The 19,648-nt window shown below is 39.6% G+C and carries 20 protein-coding genes; 18 read left to right on the forward strand and 2 right to left on the reverse strand.

Annotated features, from left to right (window positions below; translation table 11 throughout):
- Window positions 1–5: 5 nt before the first annotated feature.
- Entirely contained in the window at window positions 6–152 is a 147-nt protein-coding gene (locus DNJ75_RS15365) for a hypothetical protein (protein ID WP_157968285.1), read from the reverse strand.
- Between the two features lie 3 nt (window positions 153–155).
- Window positions 156–1,421, reverse strand: a complete 1,266-nt coding sequence (locus tag DNJ75_RS09040) for a hypothetical protein (protein WP_117003132.1) — start codon at window positions 1,419–1,421, stop codon at window positions 156–158.
- A gap of 145 nt (window positions 1,422–1,566) precedes the next feature.
- Here DNJ75_RS09040 and DNJ75_RS15370 point away from each other — a divergent pair, with 145 nt between their 5' ends.
- From DNJ75_RS15370 to DNJ75_RS09125, 18 genes are all read left to right on the forward strand, one after another.
- On the forward strand, window positions 1,567–1,731 hold the full coding sequence (locus tag DNJ75_RS15370; protein WP_157968286.1) for a hypothetical protein: 165 nt from the start codon (window positions 1,567–1,569) through the stop codon (window positions 1,729–1,731).
- A gap of 34 nt (window positions 1,732–1,765) precedes the next feature.
- Entirely contained in the window at window positions 1,766–2,983 is a 1,218-nt protein-coding gene (locus DNJ75_RS09045; protein WP_117003133.1) for an NHL repeat-containing protein, read from the forward strand.
- Between the two features lie 29 nt (window positions 2,984–3,012).
- Complete coding sequence (locus DNJ75_RS09050; RefSeq protein WP_117003134.1) at window positions 3,013–4,173, forward strand: ATPase, T2SS/T4P/T4SS family; 1,161 nt, start codon at window positions 3,013–3,015, stop codon at window positions 4,171–4,173.
- Window positions 4,103–4,498 carry a TrbC/VirB2 family protein gene (locus tag DNJ75_RS09055; RefSeq protein WP_157968287.1) on the forward strand — a complete coding sequence of 132 codons (396 nt, stop codon included), beginning with the start codon at window positions 4,103–4,105 and terminating at the stop codon, window positions 4,496–4,498. Before DNJ75_RS09050 ends, DNJ75_RS09055 begins: the two co-directional genes overlap by 71 nt.
- A 67-nt stretch (window positions 4,499–4,565) precedes the next feature.
- A complete protein-coding gene (locus DNJ75_RS09060) occupies window positions 4,566–4,910 on the forward strand; it encodes a VirB3 family type IV secretion system protein (protein WP_117003136.1) in 345 nt (114 codons plus the stop codon).
- A gap of 29 nt (window positions 4,911–4,939) precedes the next feature.
- Window positions 4,940–5,692, forward strand: coding sequence for a hypothetical protein (locus DNJ75_RS09065; protein WP_117003137.1), 753 nt, complete (start codon window positions 4,940–4,942; stop codon window positions 5,690–5,692).
- 249 nt (window positions 5,693–5,941) lie between these two features.
- The gene (locus tag DNJ75_RS09070; protein ID WP_117003138.1) at window positions 5,942–8,383 is read left to right on the forward strand and encodes a TraG/VirB4 family ATPase; all 2,442 of its coding nucleotides are present in this window, start codon (window positions 5,942–5,944) and stop codon (window positions 8,381–8,383) included.
- On the forward strand, window positions 8,380–9,120 hold the full coding sequence (locus DNJ75_RS09075; RefSeq protein ID WP_117003139.1) for a hypothetical protein: 741 nt from the start codon (window positions 8,380–8,382) through the stop codon (window positions 9,118–9,120). The genes DNJ75_RS09070 and DNJ75_RS09075 overlap by 4 nt, the downstream gene beginning before the upstream one ends.
- 22 nt (window positions 9,121–9,142) lie before the next feature.
- Window positions 9,143–10,348, forward strand: coding sequence for a type IV secretion system protein (locus tag DNJ75_RS09080; protein ID WP_117003140.1), 1,206 nt, complete (start codon window positions 9,143–9,145; stop codon window positions 10,346–10,348).
- A 50-nt stretch (window positions 10,349–10,398) separates the two neighbouring features.
- A complete protein-coding gene (locus DNJ75_RS09085; RefSeq protein ID WP_117003141.1) occupies window positions 10,399–10,707 on the forward strand; it encodes a hypothetical protein in 309 nt (102 codons plus the stop codon).
- A 3-nt stretch (window positions 10,708–10,710) separates the two neighbouring features.
- Window positions 10,711–11,544 carry a type IV secretion system protein gene (locus DNJ75_RS09090; RefSeq protein ID WP_117003142.1) on the forward strand — a complete coding sequence of 278 codons (834 nt, stop codon included), beginning with the start codon at window positions 10,711–10,713 and terminating at the stop codon, window positions 11,542–11,544.
- Between the two features lie 29 nt (window positions 11,545–11,573).
- A complete protein-coding gene (locus DNJ75_RS09095) occupies window positions 11,574–12,224 on the forward strand; it encodes a hypothetical protein (RefSeq protein WP_117003143.1) in 651 nt (216 codons plus the stop codon).
- 85 nt (window positions 12,225–12,309) lie between these two features.
- A complete protein-coding gene (locus DNJ75_RS09100) occupies window positions 12,310–13,383 on the forward strand; it encodes a TrbG/VirB9 family P-type conjugative transfer protein (protein WP_117003144.1) in 1,074 nt (357 codons plus the stop codon).
- Window positions 13,384–13,405: 22 nt separating this feature from the next.
- Window positions 13,406–15,739: a TrbI/VirB10 family protein gene (locus tag DNJ75_RS09105; protein WP_117003145.1), complete on the forward strand. Its 2,334-nt coding sequence runs from the start codon at window positions 13,406–13,408 to the stop codon at window positions 15,737–15,739.
- On the forward strand, window positions 15,736–16,401 hold the full coding sequence (gene traF / locus DNJ75_RS09110; RefSeq protein ID WP_117003146.1) for a conjugative transfer signal peptidase TraF: 666 nt from the start codon (window positions 15,736–15,738) through the stop codon (window positions 16,399–16,401). Before DNJ75_RS09105 ends, traF begins: the two co-directional genes overlap by 4 nt.
- Window positions 16,394–16,696 carry a hypothetical protein gene (locus tag DNJ75_RS09115; protein WP_117003147.1) on the forward strand — a complete coding sequence of 101 codons (303 nt, stop codon included), beginning with the start codon at window positions 16,394–16,396 and terminating at the stop codon, window positions 16,694–16,696. The genes traF and DNJ75_RS09115 overlap by 8 nt, the downstream gene beginning before the upstream one ends.
- A 72-nt stretch (window positions 16,697–16,768) precedes the next feature.
- A complete protein-coding gene (locus DNJ75_RS09120; protein WP_117003148.1) occupies window positions 16,769–17,941 on the forward strand; it encodes a TcpQ domain-containing protein in 1,173 nt (390 codons plus the stop codon).
- Between the two features lie 18 nt (window positions 17,942–17,959).
- A complete protein-coding gene (locus DNJ75_RS09125; RefSeq protein ID WP_117003149.1) occupies window positions 17,960–19,648 on the forward strand; it encodes a hypothetical protein in 1,689 nt (562 codons plus the stop codon).

A 19,648-nucleotide genomic window follows, 5' to 3' on the forward strand; every position in this document is an offset into this window, starting at 1 on the left:
ATGAGTTATTTATTTGCATCTGCAAAGCTATGATTTAGTGCAATAAGCTTTCTTAACTCATGTGAATTTATATTTTTTAAGTTTGGCTCTTTGTAGCTTCCTGAAATACTTTCAAATAGCTTTTTGTATTTCTGAATATTAGTATTTTTCATAATTTACCTCTTTAATGTTATCCCAATTAGTGATTTGGTGAAACTTGATCTAACACTGAACCCATACTTAACTTTATCTTTGTATTTATCATAAATCACTTTAAACCTTTTGTCATGATCTAAAAGATCAATTGCCTTGTGTATGTTTCTATCATTATTCCCTCTTTCTGAATACAAAGTAAGTTCGAGGATATTTTTCATGCTTCCATAAGCTGACTCACATGTCAGTCTGTTTCTAGAAAGTTCATCAAGGAAAAACTCTTTGTAATCAGCAATTTCATTTAAATATGCAGCTTGTTGAAATGATTTTTTGTTAGTTAAGGTTTTATTATCTGGGGCAATAGATGCGTATATTGGCAAATTTTTAGAGTCATTTCTCATAGAGCATTCGACAACACAAGGCGTAGTATTGGGTTGGTATATTTCATTGAATTTTTCCAACAGCATATTTATTGGCATTCCTGTTTCATCTGATACAGGTCTATATCCAGTTGAATCACAAACAGCTACGGAAAATAAGTTTTTAAGAACTTGAAGTGTATAGTTTTTAACAGGTATTTTTTGCTTATGCACAATTTCATTTAAGGCATAGTCTAAATAAAATGTATTTGTTCTAAAGTCATTTGTTCTAATAGCTTTTTCAAGAATATATAACCTTAATTTGTAGTAGCGCATGTCGTTTTGTATTCTATCTTCCCATTTATTATCAAACATGACTAGCTCAGAAGCCCATTTAATATCTTCTTGATTAGCAATACTTTTGAAAATCTCAAAATGGGTATTTGGGTTGCTTGGCGTCAAATCAGAACTTAACCCATACTTTTTTAGCAACCTAAAGTAGGGTATGCCTTCATTTGTTAAAGGTAGTATTATAAGGCTTCTAATTCCTGAATTTAAACTAAATGGTGATATTGGTTTTGATACAAATCTATTTTTAGGTAAATCGACAGTAAATGGGAAAAAGTCGCCAGGTTGATAAACAACCTCAGAAATAATGTTATTATGAGTTTCTAGGTATAGCTCCAAGTTATTTTTGACTAAAAAAAAGTAAGGGAAATGCTTTACGTCTTTGCTAACAATGTTTCCCACACTGTCAGGAATATAAAAAAACTTATCATCTGATATTTTTTGTCCATAAGGGTATTTTAAAATATAAAAAAGATGATCGACTGGGTTTATCTCTTCTAAAATTTCAAATAAAAGAGGGTTTAGAGTTTTAAAAAATCCCTTCACTTCTTGCCAATTCTTTTTGTCTATATTAGGTATCATTTCTATATCGCCACAACTGTTTAAATCTATATATCAACAATAGATGATATTTGCTTTTTAGTAAATGCATCTGCTCGATTCGCTCTTCTTTGATTTTAAAAGTTAAAAATTTAAATTTTCAAACCAGATAGGTTAAGGAGTGGTTTTGAAACACAAGTTAGTGGCAATAGAAAAAGATTTGCATAAGGCGTTAAAGCGTTACTGTCTTGACTATTCACTTACGTTGTTTGAGGCAACCACCCAAATTATCGGTACGCATTTAAATAACAATGGCTACATAAAAGATGAGAATAGAGATACTAAAAACTAATAACAGTGACGTTAACATTAAAGAGGGGAAACTCATGAAGTATGGCAATTTTGCATTTAAATTATCTATTGCATTAACTGGTGCAGCCTTATTATCTGCTTGCGGTGGTGGTGGCGGTGACAAAGGGGGAAGTGGTAGCTCAGGTAATCCTGTTCAAATTACTGTAACCCCTATGTCAACCAGTGTAACTGATATTCAGGTAAGTAATAATGCAGATGGTTCAACGAATTACATTTCTTACACTTATCCAAGCTCGGATCAGATTCAGATTTATGATGGTGTCAGTAATACATCATGGTGCACACCCGCGATTTGCCCAAATGTTTGTCAGCCAGGTGCACTTGGACGTTATGCAAGTTGTCATGTTTATGTTAATGCCAAGGTGACTGATTATGGTAATAATATTAGTGATAATATGACTATTACGAATGGTAGTACGGTTCATAGCTTTTCAATTGTTAATAAAGGCTTGTTGTATGCCTTAGATATTAATGGCTACGTTTATGCTAAAACTGATAATAGTAGTTGGTCGCAGATGCCATCTCCGCCAAACATAACACATCACATCCATACCATTGCGCTTGATCACAATGGTGTGATGTTTGCTGGATATGATAACTATAATCACGTATGGAAGTTGAATGTGTTCGATAACGTATTTGAGGATCTTGGCGTTCCTAATGCAGCCATTACTTCGGTTAATGCCTTAGCTTTTGATGCTAGTGGTAAATTACACGTTGCTGGTAGTGGCAGTAATCATATTTATGCTTACGATAATGGTTGGAGTGATGAAGGGTCTGTCAATAATGGTGTCACAGGGATTAATTACCTTAAGTTTGATAATACAGGTAATACCTATATTCAAGGTGATACAGCAACGAATCATGATGCATTCAAGCAAGTGAATGGGGTATGGACTAACTTAGGTAATCCAAATGCCAACACTGCGTTTACCGCTTTTGATGTTGACGGTCAAGGTAATGTTTATGGTGGAGTTATTGGTAGTGGGAATATGTATTTGTATGCCGGAGGGGCGTGGAGTAATAGTGGTGTTATCAAAGATGCCACTAGTGCTCCTACAGCAATGAAGGTACTCAGCAATTTAAATTTATTTGCCAGCATTGGTAATGATGGAGATATCTATACAAGGATATTAGGTGGGGGCTGGAATCTTGATGGTTCCGCAACAGGTAGCACGTCAACGGTTATTGGCTTAAGTGTTGGTAGTCAGTTGACGGTTACCCAAGATTAACGCGTTATTAATCGCTTGAGGTTGTCGATATGAGTGAAATGCATGATGTACATTTTGTCGCTAATATTCTAGGGGACAAAATTATGAAAGCACTTGCTGATAGCAATGTCATGGATATCTATGTGAATTCAGACGCTAAGCTTTGGATTGATTCTAAATTAGATGGCAAGCAGTGTGTCGGTGAAGTTGATCTTGAGCATATTCGTCATGCAATGAAGGTGTTATGTCAGTATAGAGGTTATTATCTTAATGAGGATACACCTAGTCATACCGTTGAAATGCCACACTTTTCCCCATTTGATGGAGCAAGGTGCAAATGTATTATTGAACCGGCTGCGCCTGGTCCCTCTATGGTTATTCGTCGCAATGCTAAAACGGCTTATCCGTTGGCTGATTTTGTTCAAAAGGGGATTGTTACCTATGAACAAGCGGAGTTTTTGCGTGCTTGTATTCGCTCGTATCGAAATATTTGTGTCATTGGTATCCCTCAATCGGGTAAAACGGCATTAACCTCAGCGCTTATTAATGAAATCCCTAAACTGGCGTGTTCGGGTGATCGCGTATTGGTTCTTGAAAGTACACCTGAGATTAGAGCGGATATTGAAGATGTGCAATATTTGCAGATGAATCCATTATCAATGCAGGATCTTGTGAAGGCAACTACACAGATGCGACCAGATCGTATTATTGTCGGTGAAGTGACAGACCATTCAGCGCATGACATGCTAAAGGCGTGGAATATTGGTTGTTCTGGTGGTATTGCAACCTTTCATGCCAAGGATGTTAATGCTGCACCTTTGCGATTGATTGAGCTTTGCTGTGAAAAGGGTATTGAGCCACCGATTGCGCTAATTAACACGGTAGTTGATGTTATTGTACATATGGTTAAGGATGCTGCTCATCCTTATGGTCGAAGAATTCAAGCGATTGCTGAGCTTAAGAGTTATGACTATATCAATAAAGTTTTTAATGTAGAACCAATTCATTTTGGAGAGGGGCTTAATGAAATAGATGAATCAAGTAACAACAATGATGAAAATAATGAAAATAAAGCAAATAAGGTAAATACAGAAAATGATAAAAAACAGGGGAGTAAGAATGCTGATGAGTCTGAAGAATATGAAAAACATGAAAAACATAAAAGAAATGAAAAAAGTAGTGCAGAATGCTTTTTCTATGGCGGGGTTTAGCATCCTGTTTAAACCATTAAAAAAAGCACTCACTAGCACGTTAATGTTGTTACTGTCTTTTGGGTTTGCAGCTGCAAGCTCAACGGGGTCTGGGCAATTTGGTTGGGAGAAAGTACTTAAAACCATTGCAGATAGTATCTCAGGTCCAGTGGCGTACTCAATAGGTATTATCACTATTGCTATTTCAGGCTTCGCCATCGCATTTTTAGACTTACAAGGTGGGGCTAAGTGGTTTGTTAGGGTTTTATGTGGTTTATCTATTGTGTTCACTGCGACGAGTCTTTTGAGTACATTTGGCTGGACGAGCGGCGCAATGATTTTTTAAGTTTTTTATTTTTTTAAAAATGTAATCCATAACAATCTAATTGAATTGATTAAAGGGAGTATTGGTAGTGAGTATTTTGTATGAGTGGTCAGTTCGTAAAGCATTAACACAACCTGTGTTAGTCATGGGAACAGAAAAATTATTATTTGTGACGAATTTTTTATTTTGTATCTTGTTTATAGTAGGAACTCACTTTACTTGGCCTGCCATCTTTGCCATTCCTTTATTTGTGATTATTCATGGTTTATGCATGGCAGCCAGTAAACATGATCCTCGTGCAGTTGAGGTGTTCAAGCGTTCAATTCGACATTCACAAGGGTTTTATCCTGCGTTACCTGCCATGGGAAGTAACTACACGCGTCGTTTTAGTTCATTTCCTGAAATAACGTTGATTAAAAAGAATAATGATTAACCGAATAATCGAATAAATGAGTGACGGGCATGAAATATACAGAGCATAAAAAGCATAAAATCAAAGGAGTAAAGCTGCTTTTAACGGCGGCTGTGCTCTCTATTGTTGTATTTGCTGTTGTTTGGATGGGCGCGCAATCAAAAAGTCCACTAGGGCAATCAGCTATTCAAGAAAGTGATGCAAGTGGCAATCTTTTAGAGATTGCGTTGTATGAAACAAGCAAAACCTTTGATCCGTCCTCATCGATTAAGGTGCTGTTTCCCGAAGAGGTCGTTACTTATTTTGGCAATATGGGACAGATCAATTTCAAAGATAATGATCATGCTAACACCTTTAATCGGTTGAATAACAAATTAGTCGGTTTGGCTAATGTTACGTTATTAGGGCAATCAAACATTTATGCCAAATTTAACCAAAACTTAACGAATGCTTTTGTGATTAGTCATGCTATTCCGTATGTCGAGCATGTGAAAAAGCAAAAGGATGGTGATATGGTCATTACACCAAATATTGTCAATATAGGCACATGGATCACCTTAAAATCTTCTATGGATAAAGATCTTATTAAATTGCAACTGTCATTCACAAACAAAGCGATTAATGGCGCATCTTCTAAACATGTTGGTGATCTGCAAATTGGCAAACCAGATATTGCTGAAAGTAGTTTATTGTATAACTTCAGTATTCCAAATCATCAAATTACCTTTTTACAGATGCCAAGCGCCCAAAAAGATAAAAGTTTATTGCTGGTTGTTCAGCCAGATTTGGTCAAAACCGTGTGATGTTAAGTAGGGGAGGAAACACATGAGTATCGATCCATAAATCATTAATTAAATTACAACAAAGAAGTTGCTTATAAGACCGTTTCAGATGGTTTGGTTTTGCTCAATCTGAATTTAGCAAAATGACGATTATTTGCACGGTTTAGTTTGATTATTGGTCATCAAAGCAAAGAGAAAACATCAAAATTTTCACTGGAAAAATTAAAAAAATGAAGAAAGTGGAAAAGGGAAAAATGGGATATTGAAAACATGAAGCGAAATAAATTTGCAGGGTTAGCCGATAAGCTCGGGTATGCCTTTTTAATCGATAACGTCATTGTGATGAAGGATGGTGCTTTACAAGCGGTCTTTCGTTTTTATGGTGATGATGTTGAATCAGTCGTTGATGAAATGCGTGTTGCCTATTCACTGCGCTGGTCTGAAGCGGTTTGTAATATCTGGAGTCGTAACATCATGATTGAGCATGACGTGATTAGAACGCAGGCTGAGAATTATTCGGATGATCAGGTGTTTCCTTCGATTGCATCGGCTTTAATTGATCAGGAGCGACGTTATCAGTTTGATCACACCGGTGATATTTATGAATCCCTTACCTATGTCACGATTACGTTTAAAGAAGATAAAGAAATCTCTAAGGCGACTAAGAAGTTTATCTATAACACCAATGATCAGGTTCGAGATAAAACACCAAATGAACGATTAGCAGACTTTAATAACAAGCTACAGCTTTTTATGAACTTTGTTGCCTATGGTAATGAGAGTAAATTTTCTCGCTTAAATGGTGATGCACTGATGCAGTATTGTCACCTGTGCATTACGGGTAAACGTCAGTACGTTGCAGCACCCAATCAAGGAACATTATTAAACCTTTATTTGGCGCGTGAGCCTTTGTTGCCAGGGCAGCAGCCTATGATCGGTAATAAGTATATTAAGACGCTTACCATTGATGATTATCCAATGAAATTACAACCGATGCTGATGCATGTTTTAAATACGATGCGTATGCCTTTTCGTTACCATACACGCTTTTATGTGCTTTCTAAAGATCAGGCTAAAAAAGAGCTCAGAAAAATACAACGCACCTGGTCATCTAAAGCCATTGGTATGAAAGGGGTTCTTGTGCAAGCTATTGGTGGCACTCCTCAGCTTAATGAAGATGCGCAAGGAAAGAATTTAGATGCACAAGCCTGTATTACTGAGAATGAGTCAGGTGAGATTAAATATGGCTTTTATAATGGCTGTATTGTCTTTATGCATGAAGATATTATTGAGCTTAACCGTATTGTTAGTGATTTTACGGATATTCTTACGAATCTCGGATTTTTAATCCGTAATGAACGAGCCAATGCGACGGAAGCTTATTTAGGCAGTATTTCAGGGCATGGTATGTATAATTGCCGCATTAATCTTATGGACTCGATATCATGGGCGTATCAGCTACCGCTATCCTCTATTTATGCCGGTGAGCGCTATTGTCCAAGTCCTTTATATCCTGAACATTCACCTGCACTTTTATATGCAGTAACCGATGGCAGTAATGTGTATCGTTTAAATCTGCATGTCAGTGATGTTGGGCATACAATGGTTTTAGGACCAACAGGATCGGGTAAGTCAACCTTGCTGGGGATTATTATGTCTCAGCACTTAAAATATCCAAATGCCCGCATTGTCATCTTTGATAAAGACAGCTCACATAAAAACTTTACACGTTCACATGAGGGTAAATATTATTCGCCTGAAGATTTAACCACGGCAAAGTTAGCGCCTTTTATTTCTATTGATGAGGTGTATGGATTTGAGATTATCCATAACTGGTTATGTGACACCTTTGAGATTAATGGGGTGTCAATGGATTCAAGTCGCCGCATGATTGTTAAGGAATCGCTTAGCAATTTAAGATCACTGCCACAAGCAGAACGTAAATTCAGTAATCTTGAGTTTCAAGAGAAAGAATTACGTAGTGCCTATGTTGCATTAAAGGGTGGTTTCTTTGGCAGTTTAATGGATGGCACGTCAAATGATTTATTTACTTCATCATTACTGGCTTTTGATATCGGTGAGATTCTCAAGCTGCCGGAACATATATTCGTACCCATTATTGAGTGCTTAAATGCGCAAATTGAGTTGTTATCAAAGTCATTACATCCTTGTTTATTAGTAATGGAAGAAGCCTGGCTTTATCTTGATACGCCGATTTTAGAGCGCAAACTTAAAGATTGGTTGAAGACTTTAAGAAAGTTTAATATCGCGGTTATTTTTGTTTCTCAATCATTAGCTGATGTTTCTAAAAGTAGCATTACTGAAGTACTGAGTGAATCTTCAGCCACTAAAATTTATTTACCTAATGCGGAAGCATTGTCAGCAAAGGTGAAAGCCCAGTATGAAAAGTTTTCACTCAATGACAAAGAAATCTCATTAATTACTAATGGCACACCCAAAAGACACTACTACATTTCGCAAGCAACGGGTAAGCGCTTAATCGATCTCAACTTAGGTGAGCTTGCGTTGTCATTCTTGGCAGTATCTAACGAGGCGGAAAGGGCGCTGTTTGATCAATATTATCGTGAAAGTGATCCGATGTGGATTGTTGAGTATTTAACGGCAAAAGGGTTAAAAGATGCGGCTGATTTTGCGAAACGCACCTATATAGCGCCAGCAATTAATGCAGATATTGAGGAGCCATTAGCATGAGTATTAAATATATCACTTTAACAATGACGCTTTCGATGGCGTATTTACAATCATTTGCTCTGGGTGGTGATGTTGTAATTGATCCAACCAACTTGATTCAAAACACCTCTACAGCCTTAAGTGGTGCGAGTGGCGTTGCCAATCAGGGGACAATGATTGCCAATCAAATTGAGCAGCTTAATAATCAGCGTATTATGCTGCAAAACTCGGATTTAAAAACACTCACGGATTATACCAATGCTGCCAACACGATTGGCAATATGGCATCGACTGGTGAGGCATTAACGTATTCAACTGAGAATATTAACCAACGCTTTAATGATGTGTTTGGTCATAATAAGAAAGGGGATGCACAGGATAAAACAAACAGTCGTATGCAGACGGTTTTAGATACCACAAAGGGCACCTTGAACTCAACAAAGAAGCAAATGGGTTATATGGCGGAGCAATCAGATGGTTTAAATCAGATTGTGAATCACTCTAACTCAGCGCAAGGCACAAAAGCTGTATTGCAGGGGACGAATCAACTACTTCAGGCGAATGCTGCACAACTGCAATCCATTAATCAGTCACTGAATCAAATGCAGTCACAACAGGCAACGATTGCGGCTGCGAATGCTTCACAGGAAATGGCAGCGACTAAAGCGGATCAGAAGTTTATTAATTATGACCTAAAAAAGCCGAGCTATGAAGCTGATGATAAATTTAAAACCATTCCTGATTTTTCAACAAATTAGGTCAAGCAATAGGGGCGTATAAATGGCAGATGTTCAAATACTTAACACGATTAATCAGGAGTTCTTAATGGGCTTTCAGCAGTCCATGCATGAGATATTTCTGGCGGGCAACAATCTGGCGTACTGGTTAGCTTATATCACCATATCATTTACAACATTGCTGATGCTTTTGCAGGGTGAAGAGGTTAATAAAATGTTATCCAAACTCACGCAAATGGCGATTCTGTTTGGCATGTTTTTTACTTTAATCGAAGTATGTGGCTCATGGGTGCCTGCATGGATTAATGGTTTTATGCAAACGGGTGCTAAGGCGGGTAATTTATCAGGCATTGACCCTTCCTCTGTATTTGATCAAGGGTTTTATATTGCATCAAGCATCTTTCAGGTGGCAGGGAGTATGGGGATTACGCATTTGCCAACAGCAATACTTGCGATGATATCAGGTGTGTTTATTGCGATTATTTATGCGTTTATTGCTGCAAGTCTTTGTGTGCTCTTGATTAAAACCTATGCCTTAATTTCAGTGGGTCCCATTATATTTGCCTTTGGTATGAATGATGTTACACGTCCTACCGTCACGAACTATATCGGTAAAATCATCGGTGTTTGTCTTCAAATTATGACGATGTATATTGTGATTGGTGTAGGGGTTAATGTGGGTCAAGGCTGGGTAGACTCACTGCAAAATTCAGCGCATGCAGGCATGTTTAGTTACAGTGACATTCTCATTGTGGTTGGTGGTTTAGTTATCTTTTATCTGGTTGTACAAAACGTCCCTTCTTTTATTGCTGAGATTTCAGGTGCTGGTTCTTTTAGAGATTACGGGCAAGCGGCTGTTGCTGCGGCGATGTCAGCAGCTGCCATGACGGTCAGCGCCATTAAAGGGGTGGCAACTGTACCAACACAAGCAGCAGGGGCAGCGGCGGCATTGGGAACCAGTGGGCATCATGCACTCAATGCCGCAAAGGGTTTGGGTAATATGGCTGCGGGTGGATGGAAAGGTCTAAAGAGTACAAAGGGCGATATGGCTTCAGGCTTTAAAAGTACCGCAGAGGCATTTAAACAGGCTGATAAGAGTGGCTTAAAAGGAGGTTGGCAAGCAGCTAAATATGCAGGTGGTATGACAAAAGCAGCAGCCAAACCATTAACGAACCCATTGGGCGGTGCCACTAAGAATATTCGCACTGCTGCCTGGAACCACATTAATCATGGTCCCAATAAGAAGTAAATCAATAAGAAAAAATGAGAAATAAAAAAACAGGAAAAAAGGAGAATACAATGTCAGTTACTTATCCAAAATTATCATTCAAGCAGTATGCTTTCAATGCGCTGATTTTATTAGCTATCTTTTCAATAGCAAGTGTATTTGCTCTGCTTTACTACATAGCAATGACTCACTTTTTAAGCTCAGAATTTGTTAAGCAGTATCACCTTGCTATTACTTGCGGGTATATGGTGGCAGGTTCGTATCTGCTGTATAAAGCTGTTGACTATATGATGGCCTTGCTCAGTCCATGCATTGTTACGAAAAAGTCGCTATTTAATGACCCTCAGTTAAATCCTACAGCGATAGTTAATGTGGAGTAATTCATGTCAGAGCAATCAAAAAACACCTACGGTTCGTTTGCTTCGTTTACTTCCAAAGCACAGGATGCAAGACACGCAGGGCAAACAGGAAAAACAGGACAAGATGCTGTCACTGGTGAGCATAAAAAAAGCATTGAGGGTTCATCCACTTCATCGGGCAATCAGGCGCAGATGGGTGAAATGATGCGGATGTTGAACTCAGGTCGTCAGGAGTCAGTTAAACGTCTTTGGACAACGGTTTGGATATTGGCGGTATTTAGTTTTGTGCTACTTATTGCTTCGGTCATGCTGTATATGACCCCTAAAGTTTATCCAGTCATCGTTAAGGTGAATGGTAATAATCAGATTTTAAGCATTGAGCGTGCCGCACAAATTGATCCGCATTCAATCACCCCTGAAATGCATACTTATTTGATTGAGCAATTTGTTAAAAACGCACGTCAGGTAAGCTTTGACGGTCATCTACAGCAGGACATGATTAAGTCTGCGTATGCTTATTTACAGGGGGCTGCGACTCAGGCGTTAGAGGATTTCTATGAAAAGCGTGATCCATTTAAAGTTGCTGCGACTGAAACCATTAGTGTGGTGATTAATAGTGTCACCCCTGCGGTGGGTGGTAGTCCAACCTCGACACAGGTTCGCTGGAGTGAGATCACCAAGGATACGCAAACAGGCAAAGTGATTGCCAATAATCAGTACACAGGTGTTTTTACTTATAAACAAAATGATGAGCCACCACAAGGTCAGGATATTGCTTTATATAACCCAATGGGCTTTTACATTACCCATATTTCCTGGTCAAAAGATTATCGTCCTGATAATCAGTCAACGCAATAAGTGATATAAGTAATAGGAGTCATCAAGCTATGTGTATTCATCATATCTGCACATCACATCAAATAAATAGAATAAATAAAAAAGTTAGCAAACCTTTTTTGATCGTCAGGAACTTACTATTCGTTGTTACATCATTGTCTTACTTTGCTTTTACCACTTCTTTTGCCTCGTCTTTTGTTACACGATTAGATGCCACAAGTTACTGGCGTGTTGATGGTGGCACGCGACTTTTAAACTCACCTGATCATACCAGTGCGCACAGCAGTGTACCGGTGGTTGTTGGTGTGGCTTTAGGTCAAAGATTGCCATTGAATGAGCGCTTTTATTTAGGTGGTGAGATCGATGCGCAATATTTGGGATTTGATCGATTTACTTATCAGGGGGAACAAATCTCACAGCAGTTATTTCAATTAACGGGCTTTGGCACGTTAACAGGGTTTGTCAATCCGCATGTAGAGTTTCACGGCAAGTTGGGTGTTGCTTCACAACTTAATTTTAATCAAAGCACAGATTATGGTTTTGGCATTGCTGCGAGTGTTGGTACAGGCATTTATATCAACCCTTTAATGCAGATAACGTTTGACGTTCAACACACCTTTGGAGGTGCCAATGCTTATCCGTATGGGCATGGCACATTGGTAAACACAGCGTTCACGGTTGGGCTACAGTGTTTCTTTTGATGATTTAACAAGATGTAACAAGTGAGAGAAGTGACGGAAATGACAGAAATGAGAGAGAAAAAGCAATAAGGGTGAGAAAGTGAAAATGTTTATTAAAAAGCAAAAAAAGCAAAAAAAGCAAAAAAAGCAAAAACAGAAAAAAAAGAAAAGGTCTACACAGCAATATGCTCAGCTTGGGTTTTTAGTGCTGTTGGGTGCGCTAGCAACGGGATGTGCGTCAATGGATCAAACCAGACCCATGAAAATGGAGTATAGACCAAATAGCTATATTCCATCGAATCCTTTGGCACAAAGCAGCTCAGTATCAACGACAGGTGCGACAACAGCTCCTTTGTTGCAAAAGAATACGGTATTAACCTCTGCAGGGTTTACTAATTCACCGCAAATTAAAATGGCGTATGAAAAGTATATGGCCACAGGCAATGCTGAGGCGATTAAAGGGGAAGGTTTTATCACGTTGCCGTTTAATCCGTATAGTCGACCTATTATTCAATGTGCACCACTGCAAACTTGCCAGATTGTTTTAGAAAAGGGTGAGAAAATTAATGCCATTGCCTTGGGAGATACAACGCGCTGGATGAGCTCTAAAATTTATACTGGCACACCAGAAGATGGTTCTTGGATTGTCATTCTTAAGCCGACGGCATTAAGTATCTCAACGAATTTGACGATTGCTACGGATAAGCGCGTTTATAACTTGGGGCTTTTATCCAAAAATGGCGTCTCTCCTGTTGTGAACTTCTGGTATCCATCAGAAATGGCAGATCATGAGATCAGTAACAGTTGGATTAAGAAAGCGCAAGCAAATGATCCCAGTAAAAACATTGTGGCATCAGGCAATCCGCAGGCAACCAATCAAAGTTACGTTGATATTGATCACTTAAATTTTAATTATGCCTTATCTGGAGATAATCCAGCGTGGACACCGACACAAGTATTTGATGATGGCAATAAGACGTGGATAAGGATGCCACCTGCGACAGATCGCATGGCATTACCTGTTTTATATGTTTATCAAAATGGTCAAGAGACACTTCAGAATTATCAATATACCCGTCCTTATATTCGTTTTGATGGCTTATTTGAAAAAGCACGTTTAATCGATGGCTCAGGTAATCATAAAACCGAAGTAGACATTATCAACAACAACTTTGCGTGATGGGCGTGATTGAGTGACTCTTATGATAAAGTTTAAAAAGTTCAATTGGAAAAAAACAGAAGAGGCCAAAAAGGCCAAAAAGGCAAAAGAGTCGGGAAATACTGGGCAGGCTGATCATCATCAAGATGAACACACACATTTAGATGATCCTTTTATTGAGCCATTGCCTAAAGCCGTTGATTTTGCCAAGCGCTTTAAATGGTCAATTATCGGGTTTGTTGCGTTTATGTTTATTGCCATTGTGTTGGCGGTGAACTATTCAACGAAAAGAACGATCCAGCAAACGGTTGTGCGTAATATTGACACCAACTCGGATGCCTCGATTGCCAAGATTCAAGAAATTGATGCGATGAATGTCCCCATGGTTTTATTACAAAACTGGGCACTGTTGGTTAATGGTCATCAATATGCGGTTTATCAAGATGGGCAGGGCAATACCTATGCCAAAGTCAATGGCGTGAATCGTCCATTAAAGGATGGTGATGTTATCTATAAGGATGGCAAAGCGTATGTTTATAAAGATGGTAAGTTTGTGCCGCTGGATATAGCTGATGGTAACAAGTCGCCTTATCACACCGGTGATCTGGTGTATAAAGATGGCAAACTCTATCAGGTCGGTGCGGATGGTAAGCTGCACCCGTATCAAGGCAAATTAAAGCCAGGACAAGTTGTGTGGAAGGATGGCAAAGCTTATGTGGTCGGTGCCGATGGCAAATTGCATCCTGTGGGGGATCATCCCACTGAAGGGCAGTTTGTGATGAAAGACGGTAAGCTCTATCGCGTTGGTGCTGATGGCAAGCTGTATCCATATGACGGTGAGTTAAAACCAGGTGACATTGTTTGGAAGGATGGTAAACCTTATGTTGTTGGTGCGGATGGTAAGCTGCGTCCGATTGGGGATAAGCCACAACCCGGCGATATTGTTGAGAAAGATGGTAAGCTTTATCAGGTGGGTGAAGACGGTAAGTTATACCCTTATGCAGGAGAACTTACTCCAGGACAGGTGATCTGGAAAGATGGCAAGCCGTACATGGTCGATGAAAATGGCAACTTAGTGCCATTAAAAGAGGGCATGGTACGCACCATTGATGGCAAACCTTATGTCTGGAAAGATGGTCAATGGGTACCGTTATCTGAGTTAGGTGCCAAGCCTAAGCATCTCGTTGTTAAAGACAATAAGCTGTATGAAATAGGCGATGATGGCACATTAAGCTTATTTAAGGGCAAGCTTAAGCCTGATGATATTGTCTGGAAAGATGGCGTGCCTTATGTTGTCGGTGACGATGGTAAGCTGCATAAAATGGCAGATGGTCAGCGCATTAAAGATAAAGATGGCTATCGCTATATTTATAAAGACCAGAAGTTGCAGCGTGAAAAAGACAATAAGTCACAAGACAAAGCAGCGACAGATCACCCTGATGAGCCGCGTGCAGGCTATGATCAATCATTAATGGCAGCGTATAAGTCTTCCTTAGTATCTTTTGATGGTGATTCAGAGGCAAAAGGAGCGAAAGGCGCAAAAGGTGATGCCTCAGCGCAACAGTCACCACAGGATCGAGTACAAGAAGCGCTTAATTCTCAGATGACGGCATTGCGTGAGCAGGCTAAAGCAATGAGATCAATAACGACCAAGGGCAGTGATCAGTATGCGCAGCAAAACTCGCAGAGCTCGAAGATTGCCTTTTTAAAAGAAGATCAATCAGAGCCGGATCAATCGGATGCGACACTTAAACATCCGGTGAGTCCTTATACGTTATTTGCGGGATCTGTTATTCCTGCGACCTTTGAAACTGGGATTAACTCGGATTTGCCAGGCACGATTATTGCGCGTGTGTCGCGTAATGTTTATGACACACGGACAGGGAATTATTTATTGATTCCTCAAGGCACTAAAATCATGGGCAAATATGACTCCCAAGTGGCGTATGGTCAGGAACGTGTGCTCATGGTCTTTACACGCTTATTATTTCCTAATGGCACCTCTATCAAACTGGATAATCAACCAGGCGCTGATTTGCGTGGATTCGCTGGGGTGACAGGGGATGTTAACAACCATTACTGGCGTATCTTTGGTAATGCGTTGATGTTCTCTGTGTTTGGGGCATTGGGTCAATTGTCACAACCATCGGGTGATAACAGCAATGGTAACGGTACGTCGAATCAGCAGGTGATTTATGCTGCCATTGGTCAGCAGTTAACGCAAACGGCTGCGCAAATGTTGGCTAAAAACATGAATATTCAGCCGACCATTAAGATTCAACCAGGTAATAACTTTTCGATCTTAACCACGCGTGACATTGTGTTTCCGAGCTGGTATCGCTTTGATAACCCAATCAACTCAGGAGATCAGGCATGAGCTTTTCAGTGCACAACCGCCTAGGCTTATATTTTATCGCTATTGCGGTACTTGTGTTGTTGGGGATTTATTTAGCGATTAAGACCTTTGGTGTGCGTATTAACGTCAGTGATTCAATGCCAATGGGATTATATATTATTGATCACACATCAGATGAGCACGTGATTGCGCGAGGCGATCTGGTTGAAGTGTGTTTGCCACACAAGGTTGCTGTTGAGGGCATTGCCAAGGGATACATTGATGCGCATGGTCATTGTGCTGATGGTTCTGGTTCTTTGATTAAAGAGGTCATTGCCTTACCGGTTGATCATGTGCAATTGACGTCATCACAGATTATTGTGAATCAAAAGGCGTATTATGCGCCAAGTCATGACATCTCGTTATCGGGTATTCCTATTACGCATTTTATTAAGCCAGGAAACAATCAGCGTTATGGTTATTGGCTGTATGGTGCCAATAGTCCTGATTATTCATGGGATTCACGTTATTTCGGTGCGGTCGAAGCACACAACATTATTCATATTTTAAAGCCTTTATGGATTTGGTCTGGGGCAAAAGCTGCTAATCAAGGTGATAAAAGGGATAAAGGCAGTAATGGAAATAAAGAAAGTAAAGAAAGTAAAGAAAACAAAATCAATAGGTCAGGAGAGCAGTATGCATGATAACTACCGTAATGACGAGCATTCAGAAGAAGATGTGACTGGCACGCAGAATGTGAGCATTAAGACACGTATTCATTGGTTTTTTCTACGTGCCATGCTCATTGGTATGGTGATTGTCTTTGCCTTTATTGGTGCGGTGATCGGTTACTGGTTAAAGCAGTATTGTATTGAGCATTTGCCTTTTGCAGCGATGTTTATTGGCTTTGCCAGTTTTACTGCATTAACGGTGATTGGTGCATTTATTGGCAATCGTTTAGGACTTGCCTTTTTAGATCGATATCACCTTGAGGATTAGAAAAATGGAAGAAGCACAAAAAATAAATGAAATGAAGAAAATGAGAAAAATTAAAAAAATGAGGAGAGAAGGATGAAGTTAAAAGGTCTTATTCGTGTCATGGGCGGTGGTTTATTGCTGATGCCTTTTGTTTCTTTTGTCACTGTGACGCACGGTGCAACCAATAACACGAAAAACGGTGTTGGGTTATCGCAGGCACATATTGTTGGAGATTTACAGGCAGTCAGGGAGTTTTATGCGGTAAAGGGGATGACGTTGCAGCAGACAATTAAGCGTTGGGGTCAGTCACAAAATACGCCGATTGACGTGGCTAATTTGCCGGATATTACGCTTAAAAGTGACAAGTTATATATTGGCTCGCTGTTATCAGAAAAACCTGACGACAATGTGATTTATCAGTTATTGGCAGATAATTTTGGTTGGCAAGAGGCTAATGCTCCTAAAGTGGTGGTTAATAATCAGAATTTGCCAACGGATCATTATCAGATTCGCTTTTCATCGCCATTACAAAAGTATTTAGCTAAGGCGGATGATGGCAATTATCTCAATCATAGCAATATTCATGTGATCGCTGATGATAAGGCGCAGGCTGATAAAAATAATAAAAGCAGCGAGCAAGTTAGCGCTGTGCATGATGAAAATAAGCAGGGTAGTGATGACTTACAGGCTCCAGATCAATCAAAGGATGCGCCACAAGCAGTACAGCAAGTAAAGCGCACAGATAAAACGCATTTATCGAATTCATCAAGCTCATCAAACTCATCAAACTCATCAAACTCATCCAATTCATCCAATCCAAATAACTTAGGGGTTTATCCATCGTTATATGTGAATAAAGAGAGCAAAGTTATTGCATTTAGTTTGGGCAAGAATGATCAATCAGCGCAAGCATTATCGATTAAAGAGCCAGAGCTTTATCACTTGTATCAGGGGCAAACAGTGCGCCAAACGATTGATCGCTGGGCAAAGCGCAATGGCTTCACGGTAGTCTATCAAACGAAGATGGATTTTAACATCACACAAAGCACTACCTTGTATGGCGCATTTTTATCTAAAGGTGGACCTTTGCAAACATTGCTTAATTCGTTAACGCAGACACCAACGCCACTTAAGGCAGAAGTCACCGCAAATAAGGTATTGCTTATTAAGCCAGATCGTTACAGCTCTAACTTCTTAATGCCTGGTCAAGATCAAATGAAGCGTGGTGATATGACTGACAGTCATATGAATGAACAAAAATCATAAGTAAAGAGGGGAATAGGGATGAATCAATTCGGTATTAAACAAAAATTTATGACACAGATGAAGCAAACGAGAGTTGCTTTTGTTGCTGTTATTGCAGTGATTACTGGCAGTGTTGTGTTGTCAGGGTGTGCCAATATTGAGGCGACGCAACAAGCGGCAAAAGCAAACTTTAACACAGCGCAAGATATTATGGCGCAAGCCACTGCTAAGCAGGATAATGCGCTTATCTCTTATAACAAGCAAATTTACATTGCAGATAAAGGTTTTGAAGTTAAAGCACCTTCTGAGCAGTTACCGAAAGTCTTTTCTGAAAGTTTTACCTTTCGCTCTAATCAGAAAAAAGACTTGTTTGAGATTTTAAGTGAGATTGGACAAAGCAGCAGTGTCAGTGTTCGTGTAACACAGGATGCGCAAAGCTATATGGATCAGTTGTTAAATGGCGATGATAAAAACAAAGCAAGCAATGCACAGGTAGCACCGATTACGTCTTTACAGCCTCAGAGGAAGCAAACGCGTGATTTAAAAATGTCGTTAAATTTTCAAGGAACATTAGCTGAGCTTTTAACTTATGTGACAACGCATTATGACTTATCGTGGCGTTATAATCACAACCGTGGTGTTGTTGATGTTTATCATTTAGAAACACGCACCTTTGCATTGGACATGTTGCCAGGGACTTCACAGACCAAAGTTAAGATTGAGAATGCCTCTAAAGGTGAGAATGCTACACAAAACATGAGTAATGATTTTGATTCAGGGGTGAATGATCCATGGAAATCAGTGCTCAATATTATTCAGGATATTATTGGGAAAGCAGGTAGTGTTCAGTCTGATCCTGCCAGTGGTTATGTGACAGTGACATCGACCCCCGATTTGATTAACAAGGTACAGAATTTCATTAATACCTTAAATACAACGGCACGTAAGAGTATTGCGTTGCGTGTTGATATTTATGATGTTGAAACTTCGGGGTCATCTAACTATGGGATTGATTGGAATGCGATGTATAAAGTCACCAAAGGGGCGTTATCATGGAGCACTAATGGTATTCCTAATCCGTTATCTGATCCTTATTCAGGTAGCGTGCAAACTGCTACGGTGACAGGGGGCATTTCATCAGGTCCTTTTGCGGGCTCTCAATTAATTGTTTCGGCTTTACAGCAAATGGGGCATACCACCTATGTTACTGGTACAACGGTTTATACCGTTAATGGCAGACCTGCACCGATTCAGGTCAGTCGCTCAACGGATTATGTCAAAGAGACTTCAGTGACCTCATTAGGGACTAGTTCCATTTCGTCTGATAATGTCCAAACCAGTATGACACCAGGCACGATTAGCACAGGTTATACCGTTGATGTGACGCCACGTATTATCAAAGGCAATAAGGTGCTATTAAGTCTCTCCGTCAATATTGCCTCATTATTAAAAATGCGTCAGGTGACATCTGGTCCCAAAGATGCGCAAAGCACGATTGAGCTGCCTGATTTACGTAATAAATCATTTATGCAGACAGTGCCTTTGACATCCGGTCAAACGGCTGTGTTAGCAGGATTCCAAAATGATACTAATAACGACGGCACCAATTCTGTGGGACCTCAAAAGTATTGGTATTTAGGTGGCAAGCAGGCAACTAATAAAGAGCATACGGTGACTGTTGTGATTGTAACACCTTGCATCATTGATAATAACGAGTCTGAGGCTTAA

This window comes from Cysteiniphilum litorale, assembly GCF_003428165.1.
Classification (GTDB): Bacteria; Pseudomonadota; Gammaproteobacteria; order Francisellales; family Francisellaceae; genus Caedibacter; species Caedibacter litoralis.

What these genes read in the sequence shown, in the direction of transcription:
- DNJ75_RS09095 (WP_117003143.1), top strand. Translation starts at nt 11,574, where the DNA reads ATGTGTATTCATCATATCTGCACATCACATCAAATAAATAGAATAAAT.
- DNJ75_RS09125 (WP_117003149.1), top strand. Translation starts at nt 17,960, where the DNA reads ATGAATCAATTCGGTATTAAACAAAAATTTATGACACAGATGAAGCAA.
- DNJ75_RS09090 (WP_117003142.1), top strand. Translation starts at nt 10,711, where the DNA reads ATGTCAGAGCAATCAAAAAACACCTACGGTTCGTTTGCTTCGTTTACT.
- DNJ75_RS09085 (WP_117003141.1), top strand. Translation starts at nt 10,399, where the DNA reads ATGTCAGTTACTTATCCAAAATTATCATTCAAGCAGTATGCTTTCAAT.
- DNJ75_RS09100 (WP_117003144.1), top strand. Translation starts at nt 12,310, where the DNA reads ATGTTTATTAAAAAGCAAAAAAAGCAAAAAAAGCAAAAAAAGCAAAAA.
- traF (WP_117003146.1), top strand. Translation starts at nt 15,736, where the DNA reads ATGAGCTTTTCAGTGCACAACCGCCTAGGCTTATATTTTATCGCTATT.
- DNJ75_RS09065 (WP_117003137.1), top strand. Translation starts at nt 4,940, where the DNA reads ATGAAATATACAGAGCATAAAAAGCATAAAATCAAAGGAGTAAAGCTG.
- DNJ75_RS09115 (WP_117003147.1), top strand. Translation starts at nt 16,394, where the DNA reads ATGCATGATAACTACCGTAATGACGAGCATTCAGAAGAAGATGTGACT.
- DNJ75_RS09080 (WP_117003140.1), top strand. Translation starts at nt 9,143, where the DNA reads ATGGCAGATGTTCAAATACTTAACACGATTAATCAGGAGTTCTTAATG.
- DNJ75_RS09075 (WP_117003139.1), top strand. Translation starts at nt 8,380, where the DNA reads ATGAGTATTAAATATATCACTTTAACAATGACGCTTTCGATGGCGTAT.
- DNJ75_RS09070 (WP_117003138.1), top strand. Translation starts at nt 5,942, where the DNA reads ATGAAGCGAAATAAATTTGCAGGGTTAGCCGATAAGCTCGGGTATGCC.
- DNJ75_RS09120 (WP_117003148.1), top strand. Translation starts at nt 16,769, where the DNA reads ATGAAGTTAAAAGGTCTTATTCGTGTCATGGGCGGTGGTTTATTGCTG.
- DNJ75_RS09045 (WP_117003133.1), top strand. Translation starts at nt 1,766, where the DNA reads ATGAAGTATGGCAATTTTGCATTTAAATTATCTATTGCATTAACTGGT.
- DNJ75_RS09105 (WP_117003145.1), top strand. Translation starts at nt 13,406, where the DNA reads ATGATAAAGTTTAAAAAGTTCAATTGGAAAAAAACAGAAGAGGCCAAA.
- DNJ75_RS15365 (WP_157968285.1), bottom strand. Translation starts at nt 152, where the DNA reads ATGAAAAATACTAATATTCAGAAATACAAAAAGCTATTTGAAAGTATT.
- DNJ75_RS09055 (WP_157968287.1), top strand. Translation starts at nt 4,103, where the DNA reads ATGAAAAACATGAAAAACATAAAAGAAATGAAAAAAGTAGTGCAGAAT.
- DNJ75_RS09040 (WP_117003132.1), bottom strand. Translation starts at nt 1,421, where the DNA reads ATGATACCTAATATAGACAAAAAGAATTGGCAAGAAGTGAAGGGATTT.
- DNJ75_RS09050 (WP_117003134.1), top strand. Translation starts at nt 3,013, where the DNA reads ATGAGTGAAATGCATGATGTACATTTTGTCGCTAATATTCTAGGGGAC.